General features: G+C 59.3%; 10 protein-coding genes. 3 read left to right on the plus strand and 7 right to left on the minus strand.

Annotated features, from left to right (window positions below; translation table 11 throughout):
* Positions 1 to 60 precede the first annotated feature (60 nt).
* From mraY to mraZ, 6 genes are all read right to left on the minus strand, one after another.
* Entirely contained in the window at positions 61 to 1,281 is a 1,221-nt protein-coding gene (gene mraY, locus BMZ66_RS05405) for a phospho-N-acetylmuramoyl-pentapeptide-transferase (RefSeq protein WP_092669752.1), read from the minus strand.
* A 118-nt stretch (positions 1,282 to 1,399) separates the two neighbouring features.
* Positions 1,400 to 2,872: a UDP-N-acetylmuramoyl-L-alanyl-D-glutamate--2,6-diaminopimelate ligase gene (locus BMZ66_RS05410; RefSeq protein ID WP_092669754.1), complete on the minus strand. Its 1,473-nt coding sequence runs from the start codon at positions 2,870 to 2,872 to the stop codon at positions 1,400 to 1,402.
* Positions 2,873 to 2,925: 53 nt separating this feature from the next.
* Positions 2,926 to 5,364, minus strand: coding sequence for a PASTA domain-containing penicillin-binding protein (locus BMZ66_RS05415; RefSeq protein WP_092669756.1), 2,439 nt, complete (start codon positions 5,362 to 5,364; stop codon positions 2,926 to 2,928).
* Positions 5,361 to 6,242 carry an FtsL-like putative cell division protein gene (locus tag BMZ66_RS25495; protein ID WP_177204603.1) on the minus strand — a complete coding sequence of 294 codons (882 nt, stop codon included), beginning with the start codon at positions 6,240 to 6,242 and terminating at the stop codon, positions 5,361 to 5,363. Before BMZ66_RS25495 ends, BMZ66_RS05415 begins: the two co-directional genes overlap by 4 nt.
* A 164-nt stretch (positions 6,243 to 6,406) precedes the next feature.
* A complete protein-coding gene (gene rsmH, locus BMZ66_RS05425; protein ID WP_092669758.1) occupies positions 6,407 to 7,330 on the minus strand; it encodes a 16S rRNA (cytosine(1402)-N(4))-methyltransferase RsmH in 924 nt (307 codons plus the stop codon).
* Positions 7,327 to 7,800, minus strand: a complete 474-nt coding sequence (mraZ, locus tag BMZ66_RS05430) for a division/cell wall cluster transcriptional repressor MraZ (protein ID WP_092669760.1) — start codon at positions 7,798 to 7,800, stop codon at positions 7,327 to 7,329. Before mraZ ends, rsmH begins: the two co-directional genes overlap by 4 nt.
* Before the next feature lie 318 nt (positions 7,801 to 8,118).
* Between mraZ and BMZ66_RS05435 the strand changes: the two genes are divergently transcribed.
* The 3 genes from BMZ66_RS05435 to BMZ66_RS05445 all read left to right on the plus strand — a co-directional run bounded on the left by BMZ66_RS05435 (position 8,119) and on the right by BMZ66_RS05445 (position 11,477).
* Positions 8,119 to 8,559 (plus strand): HYC_CC_PP family protein, encoded by a 441-nt coding sequence (locus BMZ66_RS05435; RefSeq protein WP_092669762.1) that lies wholly within the window; start codon positions 8,119 to 8,121, stop codon positions 8,557 to 8,559.
* Between the two features lie 162 nt (positions 8,560 to 8,721).
* Positions 8,722 to 11,010 (plus strand): TonB-dependent receptor, encoded by a 2,289-nt coding sequence (locus BMZ66_RS05440; RefSeq protein ID WP_234794978.1) that lies wholly within the window; start codon positions 8,722 to 8,724, stop codon positions 11,008 to 11,010.
* Positions 11,011 to 11,099: 89 nt separating this feature from the next.
* The gene (locus tag BMZ66_RS05445) at positions 11,100 to 11,477 is read left to right on the plus strand and encodes a heavy-metal-associated domain-containing protein (protein ID WP_092669766.1); all 378 of its coding nucleotides are present in this window, start codon (positions 11,100 to 11,102) and stop codon (positions 11,475 to 11,477) included.
* A 186-nt stretch (positions 11,478 to 11,663) separates the two neighbouring features.
* Here the strand turns inward: BMZ66_RS05445 and BMZ66_RS05450 are convergent, their stop codons facing one another.
* On the minus strand, positions 11,664 to 12,335 hold the full coding sequence (locus BMZ66_RS05450) for a fatty acid desaturase (RefSeq protein WP_092670295.1): 672 nt from the start codon (positions 12,333 to 12,335) through the stop codon (positions 11,664 to 11,666).
* Between the last annotated feature and the right edge of the window lie 126 nt (positions 12,336 to 12,461).

Consider the following 12,461-nt stretch of genomic DNA (forward strand, 5'->3'; position numbering starts at 1 on the left):
AAATCCAGGCAGTGCGACCGTGATAAGGTCCTTCGCTCCGCTCAGGATGACAAGCGCTGTTTAGCGCAGCTTTAAGGTAACCAAGGTAATGACAGCCAGCATGATGCCGACAATCCAAAAGCGCGAGACGATTTTGGATTCGTGGTAGCCCAGCTTCTGGTAGTGGTGGTGTAGCGGCGACATGCGCAGCAAACGGCGACCTTCGCCGTACTTGCGCTTGGTGTATTTAAACCAGCTCACCTGCACCACAACCGACAGGTTTTCAATGATGAACACGCCGCACAGAATGGGAATCAGCAGCTCCTTGCGTACCACCAAGGCCAGCACCGTGATGATGCCGCCCAGGGTAAGCGAACCCGTGTCGCCCATGAAAACCTGCGCTGGATAGGAGTTGTACCACAGGAAACCGATGCAGGCTCCTACAAAGGCCGTACAGAAAATAACTAGCTCGCCGGAGTCAGGAATGAACATGACATCCAGGTAATCAGCCAGTAGCGCGTTGCCGCTCACAAAGGCGAAAATGGCCAGCGTGATGCCGATAATGGCCGAAGTACCCGCCGCCAGGCCGTCGAGGCCGTCCGTCAGGTTGGCGCCGTTGCTGATGGCCGTCACCAGAAAGATGACGATGGGAATATAGAGGAAGCCGTAGAGCCCGTTGAAAATGGTGCCGGCCGTGGCGAACAAGTTGGCGTAGTTCAGCTCATTGTCCTTCATAAAGGGCACCGTGGTAATCATCAGATGCACGTCTTTGTAGAACTTGGTGGCATTGACGGTAGAAAACGTCCCGTTGGGCTGCAGGTACTCGCGGATGGTTATCTCGTTGCTATAAAATAGCACCCAGCCCACCGTAATACCCAAGCCCACCTGACCCAGCACTTTAAACCGCCCGCTCAAGCCCTCTTTGTTCTTGCGAAAGACCTTAATATAGTCGTCCAAAAACCCAATCAGCCCCAGCCAAACGGTGCTCAGCAGCATCAGGATGATGTAGATGTTGCGCAACCGGGCCAGCAACAGCACCGGTACCAGAATGGCCAGAATGATGATAAGGCCGCCCATGGTCGGGGTGCCTTTCTTCTCGTTTTGGCCCTGCAGGCCCAGGTCGCGCACGCTTTCGCCAATCTGCTTGCGCTGCAGAATCTTAATAAGGCGGTGGCCAAAGGTGAGGGCAATGAGCAAGGAAATGACCACAGCCAACCCCGCACGAAAGGTGGTGTACTGAAACACCCCGATGCCGGGCAGATTGTAATGCTCGTTTAAGTAACGAAAAAGGTAATAAAGCATTCAGGTACGGTTAGAATGTCATGCAGAGCGTAGCGAAGCATCTCGCGTGCTTTCACTAATCCAGTCGATTGGATTACTGCCCCGAGCGAGATGCTTCGCTGCGCTCTGCATGACGTTTCTATTTATTTAGGGCAGCAAAAACTTCGGTTAAAATCAATTTGTCGTCGAACGGCGCTTTCACGCCGCGAATTTCCTGGTAGGTCTCGTGGCCCTTGCCCGCCACTAGCACAATGTCGTTGGGCCCGGCCAACTCCACGGCGGCCCGAATGGCCTCGCGGCGGTCGACTACCGTGCGCACCTTGGCCGCATCGGGCGCTGTCACGCCGGCCTGCATTTGGGCCAGTATGTCGTTGGGGTCCTCGAACCGCGGGTTGTCGGCGGTGAGGATGACTTTATTAGAGAGGCGCGCGGCCAGGTTGGCCATGATGGGGCGCTTGGCTGCGTCGCGGTTGCCGCCGCACCCTACTACCGTAATAATCTGCTGGGTGGGCTGGCGGATTTCGTGCAGGGTTTGCAGCACGTTTTCCAGGGCGTCGGGCGTGTGGGCATAGTCCACAATGCCGGTCACGCGCTGGGTAGGCGACACCACGGGCTCGAAACGGCCCGGCGCTGTGGTCAAGCCCGAGAGGATGGTGAGCACCTCGGTGGGGTCCTCGCCCAGCAGCACGGCCGCGCCGTACACGGCCAGCAGGTTGTAGGCGTTGAACACGCCGATGAGGCGAAACAGGATTTCGCGGTCGTCGATTTCGAGGTGCAGGCCGTGTACTTCGTTGGCAATGAGCTTGGCTCGGAACGTGGCAGCCCCGCGCAAGGAGTAAGTTTCGCGGCGGGCGGCGGTGTTTTGCAGCATCACCGGGCCGCGCTTGTCGTCGGCATTGGTGAGGGCGAAAGCGGTTTTGGGCAGCGCGTCAAAAAAGCCTTTTTTAGCTTTCAGGTAGTTGTCAAAGGTGCCGTGGTAGTCGAGGTGGTCGTGGGTGAGGTTGGTGAACACGCCCCCTACAAAGCGCAGGCCCGTGACGCGGTGCTGGGCGACGGCGTGGCTGCTCACTTCCATGCAGGCGTGGGTGCAGCCGGCCGCCACCATGCGCGCCAGCAGGGCATTGAGGCGAATGGCGTCGGGCGTGGTGTGGGTGGAAGGAATGACTTCCTCGTCAATCTGGTTTTGTACCGTACTTAGCAGGCCGGCATGGTATCCCAGTTCGCGCAACAGCTTGTGCAAAAGCGTGGCACAGGAAGTTTTGCCATTCGTGCCCGTCACGCCAATCAGCTTCAGCTGTCGCGAGGGATGTCCGTAGAACGCAGCAGCCATGTGAGCCAGCGCCGCGCCGCTGTTTTCTACCAGCACGTAGGCCGTAGCCGGATTTAGCTCCGTGGGCAGTTCTTCGCACACCACCGCGGCCAGGCCCTGCGCTACTGCGCCGGCAATAAACTTGTGGCCGTCGGTAGCCGTGCCGCGCAGGGCGCAGAATGCCACCCCCGGCCCCGCTTCCCGCGAATCGAGGGTGAGGGCCGTGATGGGCACGTCGGTGGGCCCGTGCTGGGCCAGCACGTTTACATCTGTAAGTAGGGAAAAGAGGGGAAGGGAAATCATGAGGAAAGTAATCGGCTGCCCATCAAACAAAAGCAGCCGGGCAAGCGAAGCTATTAGGTGCGGCGAACCGGAGTTTTGGGGTTGTTGGGAGTAGCCGCCCTTTTGGAATCCTTAGCGGGGTCTTTGCTGGGGGCAGCCTTAGCCTTGGCAGCGGCCTTCTTGTCGGCGGCGTCTGTAGTTTTTTCAGCCGTGGCTTTGGTTGTAGCCGGAGTCGGCTTGGTCTTACTTGGCGCTGCTTTGGCCTTGGCACTGCCTGCGGCAGGCTTGGCAACCGGCTCAGCATCAGCTGGAACCAGGAGCTTGTTCTCGGCAACTTTGGTGTGCTCAGGTTCGGGCAGGGCCTTGGGAGCCGTCAGGCGGGGACCGGTTTCAGCCAGCGTGAGCGTGATGATGTCGCCCCGATTGATGGAGCTTCCTACTTCCAGCGACTGCTCGCGCACGCGGCCCGTTCCCATTGCCCGCACGTGCAGTCCTCGGTTTTCAAGCAGAAACAGGGCATCGCGCAACGTCAACCCTTTTACCAGCGGCACCCGACCGGGACGCACCGGATTCACTACCAGGGCCACGGTACGGGCATGGAACGCAGTGTCGGAAGCAGCCCGTACCCACTCCTCGCCCCCGGTTGCCTGGGTGTTGCCAGCCAGGCCCAGCTTCTGGCACACGAGGGCCAGTTCGTCCTGCATGCCAGCGCGCACCATGGGCACGCGGCTCTTGTTGAGGCGGGCCTTGGCCAGCAGCGGGCGCTGGCTGAGCATATCGCGGGCCATGCACTTGTCGGCTACCTCGCGGAATACCGGGGCGGCCACGTCAGCGCCGTAGATGCGGCCGTTGCGGGGCGAATCGACGACTACAATGCAGCTGTACTTGGGCTTATCGGCCGGGAAATAGCCGCAGAAGCTTGTGGAATAAGTCTTGGTGTACTGGCCGTTCTTGAACTTCCAGGCCGTGCCGGTCTTGCCGGCAATGGTGTAATCCTTGGGCTGAATGCTGCGCGCCGTGCCATGCGACACCACGCCCTCCATCATGGCTTTCACCTTGGCCAAGGTGGCATCGGAGCAGATTTTAGGGTTCAGCACCACCGTTTCGTTGCGCTGCAAGACTTGGTCGGCCTGCTTGATTTCCTTCACGATGAGCGGCTGCAGTTTCACGCCGCCGTTGGCGATGGCGTTGTACAGGGCCAGCGTTTGCAGCGGCGCCAGCTTGAGCTCGTAGCCAATGCTCATGGTGGTGAGCGAAGTGCGGCTCCAGGTACGGTCCTGAGGGTCTTTCACGTAGGGCTTGGCTTCGCCGGTCATCTGAAAGCCCAACGGCTTGTCCAGCCCGAATTTCTTGAGCTGGTCGTAGTACTCGTTGGGGTTCTTCACGAAGTTTTCGTGCACCAGCCGGGCCACCCCGATGTTGGAAGACTTCTCGAATACCTGCTGCACTGTGATGCGGCCATAGCCGTGCGAATCGGTTTTTACGGCTCCGCCAATGGCCATGCGGCCGTTGCCGGTGTCCACGATGTCGTCGAGCTCGATATTTGGCCGCGCCTCCAGCAAGGCCATCATCGACGCCAGCTTGAAGGTAGAGCCCGGCTCGGTGCGGCCCTGGTCGGCAAAAGCGTAGTTGTAGTCCTCCTTATAGGAACCGTCCGACGCTTTGCCCAGGTTGGCCACGGCCTTAATTTCGCCGGTAGCCACTTCCATCAGAATCACGCAGCCGTACTGGGCGTTGTTATCGACCAAAGATTTGTAAAGCGCATTTTCGGCTACGTCCTGCAGGTTGATGTCGAGCGTGGTCTTGACATCGTAGCCGGGTTGGGGCTTGATTTCGGTGCCGTCATACACGGGCTTGATGCCGCCGGGCACCCGCTCAAACAGGGCCTCGCCGGCCTTGCCCGCCAGGCTTTGCTCGAAGGTGTACTCTAGTCCGGCGCCGTGCTTGTCCTCGTTCACGAAGCCAATGGTGCGCTGCGCCAGGCCGCCAAAGGGACGAAAGCGCTTGTCGACCTTCTCAAAAATGGCGCCGCCGCGGTTACGCTTGGCCCGGAAAATAGGCCAATTGGCCAGCATTTTCTTCTCCTGGAAGTTGATTTGGCGGGAATTGAGTCGGATGTAGCGCACCGTGGGCCGCTTGGGGTCGCGGGCATTCATCAGCCGGCGGCGGTACTCCTGCACACTGCGGTCGCCAAAGAAGTGCGAAAGATGCCAGGCCAACGAATCCACGCCCGCCCGAAACACGGCATCATCGACCACGCCCGGGTCCCAGGCCACCCGATAAAACGGCAGCGAGGTTGCCATAATACTCTCGTTATCAGAGTATATATTGCCCCGCGTGGCGGGCACCGGGTGGTAACTGATGCGGCGTTCCTGCTCCAAAGCACGCCATTTGGCGCCCTCCTGGTATTGAATCTTGGTGGCTTTCCAAAAAATGGCACACGAGAACACGGCTACCCCCAGAAAGGCCAGCCGCACCCGCGTCACAATGGACTTCTTAACGTTGCCTTTCATCGGGATTTTCCTTTAACGGTCTGCTTGCCTGCGGCCTTAGCTTTGGGCGTGGTAGTACCTTTTTGTGCCTTGGTATTATTGTTGAGCTTAGCCGTAGTGCTGCTCCGCGTTGCTGCTGATTTTGTTGGGTTGCTTACCGGGGCAGCCCGCCGAACAGGTGCTGCTGGCATAACTGCGGTGGTGTCGCCGTCCAGCGGCTGGGGCGGGGCTATAATTTCGGGGCCATCATCGGTGCTTGGTGCCGCACGGCGGCGGCCGGCCAGAATATCCTTTTGTATCGCGGCGGCCGAGTCGCGGGCGGCCCGGGCCGCTAGGGTATCAGCAGTCAGCACGGGCATTAGCTCCAGCTCAGCCGCATCCAGGCGGCCGGCCGGCACGGAGATGCGGAAAGGCGGCGAAGAGCTTTCCACCAGCCCGAAGGCCGCTACTTTGCGGGCCACTTCGCTCTGTTTGCTGGCCTCCATATAGTCCGATTTCAGGGTGGTGTAGTCGGCGCGCAGGTCTTCCGTCTCCTGCTTGAGACGGTGAATGCTGCGGTTCATGCGGTTGCCATAGTGCGTGTTGCCGATGTAGAGCAGCGTGAGCAGCATCACAAACAGCAGGTGCGGCAGGTAGCGCACCGGCAAGCCTTCGCGAAACAGTCCATCTACGCTCGTAACTCGGTCCAGCAGCGAAAAAAGGCTCCAGGAACTGCGGGGCCGGGGCTCGGCCTTGGGCTTGCGAGGGCGCTTTTCGCGGACTGGCGCCGGTTCTGGCTCCGGCTCGGGGGCCTCCACTACTTCCGCTTCGGGCAGCGCCACGGGTGCCGGCGCGGCTACTTCGCGGGGTACATTGGCCCGGCGTGGGGCATCGGTGGGTCTGATTGTGTTGGTGGCCATTTTCAGTCGACAATCAGCAGTGAAAAGACATAAATCGACAAAGCCGGCCAAGGCAGTGCATTCCCCAAGCCACGCCCCAATGCACAAGTAGGCCTTGAAGCAAGTGTTGGTAAAGCGTATTGTGATAGGGAATTACTCATTGGCTCCAGTCTCCTTTCCTAATATTAATTGCGAATGGCAACACGCAATTTAGCACTTCGGGCCCGGCTATTCAGCGCCACTTCGGCGGCATCGGCCTCTTCGGGCTTGCGGTTCACGGCCTCAAATGGCTTGCTTTCATTGCCAAAGAAGTCTTTTTCAACCGAGCCAAAAAATTTGCCCTTGGCAATAAAATTCTTCACCAGCCGGTCTTCCAGCGAATGGTAGCTCATCACCACCAGTCGCCCGCCGGGCCGGAGCACTTCGGCGGTTTGCAGTAGCATCTCCTGCAGGGCCTGCATCTCCTGATTCACCTCGATGCGGAGGGCCTGGAAAACCTGGGCCAGGTACTTGTTCTCTTTGCCGCGGGGGGTGCAGGGCTGAATGGCCTGCTTGAGTTCGGCAATGGTTTCCAACCGACGACCCCGGCGGGCGGCCCCGATGGTCTGAGCCAGGGTCCGGGCGTTGGTTACCTCCCCGTACATGCCGAAGATGCGGTGCAGGTCGGCTTCCTTGTAATCGTTGAGAATATCGGCGGCGGTTAGGGGACCGTCAGGGTCCATGCGCATGTCGAGCGGCCCGTCGAACCGGGTCGAAAAGCCACGTTCCGGGGTATCGAACTGATGCGAACTTACGCCCAAGTCGGCCAACAGTCCATCAACTGGCAAAGCGCCAATCTGCTGCAATTCAGACGTTAAGTCTCGAAAATTAGCCTTTACAAAAGTAAACTGGGGCCGAGTTAACTTTTCTGCCTCAGCTTCGGCATCGGCATCCTGGTCGAAACTGTAGAGGTGGCCGGTGGTCAGCTTCTCGAGGATGCGCGCCGAGTGCCCTCCCCCACCAAACGTGACGTCGACGTAGCGGCCGTCAGGCTGCAGGTCGAGGGCGGCCAGGCACTGGGCCAGCATCACCGGGCGGTGGTAGGCGGTATCGTTGGTGTATTCGCTCACGCCATGGGGCCGCCGAGGGGCGGGGTTTCAACCGACAAAAACTTTTGTGCCAACTTGCTAAAGCTCTGCTGGTCTTTGATGAGGTAGTCATCGTAGCGGCTGGGGTCCCAGATTTCGCACCGGTTGCCAAGGCCCACGATGATGGCTTCTTTCTCAATGCCTGCATACCTTAACATGCTACGTGGTAGCATGAAACGACTGATTGAGTCAAGTTCCACTTCAGTCATTCCCCGGAAGAAATTGCGCTGAAACTGGCGGTACTCTTCGTTGAATTCGTCGAGGGCCATCACCTTTTCGTGAATGACGCGCCAAGCGGCCCGGGGGTACAGCACCAGGCACGGCTCGAAGCCGCGCACCAGCACCAGTTGGTTGCCCGACTCTTCCGGCAGATTTCCCTTCACTTTGGCCGGCAGCACAAGCCGCCCTTTCGGGTCGAGCTTGCATTCATATTCGCCGGACAGCAGGTTCATGGGCACAGACCGCCAAGGGAAACAGGGACGGTATTAGCAAATGTACGGGAAGCCATTTAAAAACCAACCACGATTTACCATTTCCTACCACAAAAGAAATAGTGCCCTCATCTCAATAAAAACCCGGTTTTTGAGCTAACCAAAATAGCCGTTCTACCATATTCGAACCAGCTGGCATGGAAAATTCACCATCGCAACGGCCGCTCTAAACCGGCAGGCTCCCTGAGCACTTTGCCATAGGCATGGCGGGATGTTGTGACTTTGGAACACGATTGTACACGGCTCCCCTCCTCTCCCATCCTTACCTTTGCAATCGCAATGCAAACCCATTCGTTGTTCCGTCGCTTCGTCAGCTTGCTGCTGGCTACGCTGGTGCTCATAGCATCGGTGGGCCTGACGGTGCAGCGGCAAACGTGCCGGATGAGCGGCAGCAGTCAGGTGGCAGTTTCGGTGACGGGCCAGGCTGCTTTGTCCGGCTGCGCAGCCACCGATGCTTCTGTCTCGGTAGTGGCAGAAGACGACGACTGCTGTGACTTCAGCACTCACCTGCACAAGGTGCCGATGCCTGCGCACGCCCTGGCAGGCAAAGTGCTGCTACCCGCGCCTCTGCTCGCAGTTTGGGAACCGGCTACGGGGTGGCTCCCGCAGGCGCCAGCCGTAGCCGTGCAGTTTGGGACCTGTTCTTGGTTTGCGGCCGATTCTTCGCCACCACTGGCAGGGCGGGCGCTACTCGCGTTTTGTTGCAAGCTGGTGGTCTAGGCTGTTTTGAAATGCTCTGTCCTTAGAAATAATGGGGCAAGCTGGCGCCTGTTGAGGCGTTATTTCAAAGGAGCCTAACCTACAAACAATATGATATTTACCCGTGGAGATTGTTCGCTCCTTATACTTTGTGCCTTTCTGCTGGCGTGGCTTCGGCCTGGCTTGGCGAAGGCACAGTCGGCAGCCATCGCCCCGGTTCGGGGCGAAATCACAGAAGCCGGCAAAGCCACTCCCCTTCCCGGCGCCATCGTGCGTTGGTTGCTCGACGATGCGGATGCCACCGCGCCCACAACCACTGCAGTATCGGATGCCGCCGGCCGTTTTATGCTGGTGCGACCCGCCCGGGCAGCTTCCCGATTGGTGGTGCAGGCCTTGGGCTTCCGAGCCGATACGCTGGTGGTGCCGGTTACGGGCTCGCCCTACCTGCGGGTGGCACTCCGTGGCGGTCAGGAGCTGGGGGAGGTAACGGTGACGGCCCGCGGGCCGGCCTACTCGTCCATCACGCCGGCCAACGTGCAGGTGATTTCAGCGAGCGACCTGACCAAATCGGCCTGCTGCAACTTGGCCGAGAGCTTCGAAACCAACGCCTCGGTGGAGGTCACGACCTCCGACGCCGTATCTGGGGCCAAGCAAATTCAGCTGCTGGGCCTCGACGGCAGCTACTCGCTGCTGACCGTGGACAACCAGCCGGCCCTGCGCGGGCTGGCCTCCCCTTACCGCCTCGGCTACCTGGCCGGCCCATGGATTGAAAACATTGAAATCATCAAGGGCACGGGCTCGGTGGTAAACGGCTACGAAGCCATCTCGGGCCAGGTAAACGTGAAGCTAAAGGAACCCGACAAAACCGACCAGTTGCTGTTCAACGTGTACGGCAACGACCTTGGCAAATTCGATGTTAACCTGAATGCGTCGGCCCGCATCAATCAGAAGTGGAGCACGGTACTGCTGCTGCACTCCGACCATCTGGGCAACCGCGTCGACCGCAACGGCGACACGTTTCTGGACCTGCCCCTGGTCACGCAGTTCAATGCATTCAACAAATGGAAATACTTGTCGGGCACCGGCATTGTGAGTGAAGTAGGCCTGGGGGCTCTGCGCGAAACCCGCCAAGGCGGCCAGCTCGGCTTTCGCGACACGGGCAGCGATGCGTATTTCCAGAACTACGGCACCACGCAGGGCACCACCCGCTACACGGGCTACGCCAAAACTTCCTACACATGGCCCACCCGGCCCTTTCAAAGCTTGGGCTTGCTGCTGAGCGGCACCGACCATGACTTTACCTCGGCCTACACCCCGGGCTACTCCTCCTCGCTCTCCGCCAGCGGCCCACGCACCTACGATGGCACCCAGCGCACCGGCTTAGGCACGCTGCTTTTCCAAAGCGTACTGGGCAATACGTCGCACGTGTACCGCGCCGGCCTGAGCTTCCTCTACGATGACTACCACGAGGTTTTTCGCGACGGGTACCGCTACTCTACTGAAATCCCAGCCGAGACTTATGCCAGAGAGCACCGCAACCGGCGCGAGCTGGTGCCCGGGGCCTTTGCCGAATACACCTACCAGAATAGCCGCAACCTGACTGTGGTGGCAGGCCTGCGCGCCGACAATCACAACCTCTACGGCTGGCAGGTCACGCCGCGCTTCAACCTGAAATACGACGCCGCTAAGAACACGGTGATGCGTGTGGCGGCCGGCCGCGGCTTTCGCGTAGCCAACCCCATCGCCGATAACGCATCGCTGCTGGCTAGCGCCCGCCAGTTCGTTATTGGCAACCAGCTGCGGCCCGAACGGGCCTGGAACATGGGCGGCAGCGCCACGCAGTACTTCACGCTGCTGGGCCACCTTGCTACCTTCGTGGTCGACTACTACCACACGGAGTTCGACAACCAGGTGGTGGCGGATATGTACACAGCTTCGCGCGTGGTCTACATCGACAACCTTGCCCCCAACGGCCGCTCGTTTGCCCGCAGCCTGCAAGGCGAGGTGCAAATTGAGCCCCTGAAGGGCTTGCAAGTGAAGGGCGCCTACAAGTACCTCGACGTGCGCACCACCTACGAAGGCGAGCTGTTGCCCAAGCCCCTCACTCCCACAAACCGCGCCTTCGTGAACCTGGGTTACGCCAGCGCCTTCGACAAATGGAGGGGCGACTTCACGGTGCAGTGGTACGGACAGCGCCCCCTGGCTCCCATCAACAGCATGCATATGCATGGCAGCGGGCAAGAATTCGTCCTCGCTACGGCCCCGCGCTACGCTTTGCTCAACGCCCAAATAACCCGCGGCTTCAAGCGACTAGACCTTTATGCCGGCGTGGAGAACCTGACCAACTACCGGCAGGCCAACCCCATTGAGGGGGCCGCCGCGCCCTTCGGGCCCGACTTTGACGCGGCCATGGTGTGGGGGCCCGTTTATGGACGCCTCACTTATATGGGCCTCCGCTACCGCATAGAGTAGCAAGCCAGCCTTTTGGTGCTTTTCTTGATTTTTTACGGCAGCAATTTTGTTATAGCTGTCATAACAAGCTTACCCCCTAACCCTTTGCCATGAAATTGCTCCTCACCCTCCCGCTGTTTGCCTTGTTGAGTTTCTCAAATGTGCAAGCGCAAACAGCTCCGGCCGCACCCACCAAATCGACCAGCGCCGCAGCTCCGGCCACCGCGCAGTTCAAGACTTCGGCCGTGTGCGATATGTGCAAGACCCGCATCGAAAAAAGCATGGCCTACGAGAAAGGCGTGCAAAGCGCGGTGCTCGATGTACCCACCCAGATGCTGACGGTGACTTACCGCCCCGAAAAAACAAATCCCGCCGCCCTGCGCTCCGCCGTCCAGAAAACGGGTTACGACGCCGATGACCAAGTAGCCGACGCCCGCGCCTACAACCGCCTGCCCGACTGCTGCAAGAAAACCAATGCGGTCCACTAGTCTGGACCACGGATTCCTCCGGATTTTTCGGATTGCACGGATTTTGTAGTCGGCGCGGGTTACTTGTTCGATACATTATATGAAAAAAGGCCACTCATGCGAGTGGCCTTTTTGCTTTTAACGCTTGATATAATCGTTCACAAAATCCGTGCAATCCGAAAAATCCGGAGGAATCCGTGGTTCAGACTACTTGGCCTGCCACAGGCGCCACCACGGCAAATAGGGCTGGTCGTGGTGCTCGTAATGGTAGCCGAAAAAGTAGCAGCTCACAAAGGCCCATACGTGGTGCCGAAACTGGCTGCGCGACTTGTGCTTGTTCTCCGGCTCGTGCTCGCCGCGGTGCGGCAGGTAGGTGCCGAAGAAGAACAGCTGCAGCGTGGCCAGCAGGGCCGGCACCATCCAGAAAGCAATGACATTGGCCTGCGGAAACCAGAGCTTCAGCACGTTGTACGTAGCAGCCATGAGGGCTATTTGCCACCAGGTCACATAGTTCCAGGCAAACCGCAGGAACCAGGGCAAGAAGCCGGGGTGCTTGCCATCGTGGTAGTCGGGGTCGTCGTCGGTGCCCACGTGGCGGTGATGCGCGTGGTGCTTGGGCAGTTGGCCGGGAAACCAGTTGTAGGCAAATAGTCCGGCAGCGATGGTACCGATGGTGTTGTTCAAGCGCTTGTTAGTGCTCACCAATCCGTGCATGGCGTCGTGGGCCGTGATGAAAAGCCCGGTGTAAAAATGCATCTGCACCAACACTAGCAGGTAGGGCACCGGACTCCGCCAGTTGGGTTCATAAAACGCCAGCAGAAACGTGAGCAGGGCCGTCCAAGCCACGAAGACGGTTGCGGCCACGGCCACCCCTTTCATTCCCAGCGGCGTGGGCGCCACACGGCGTGGCGCTGGTGCATTGGGCGATTGGTGGAAGGCGGTAGCAGGCATGCAGTAGAACGAGGAAACGACTTATACGGTGTTGTAAACCAAAAAAGGTATTGG

It is taken from the genome of Hymenobacter arizonensis (genome assembly GCF_900115775.1).
In the GTDB taxonomy this organism is placed as follows: domain Bacteria; phylum Bacteroidota; class Bacteroidia; order Cytophagales; family Hymenobacteraceae; genus Hymenobacter; species Hymenobacter arizonensis.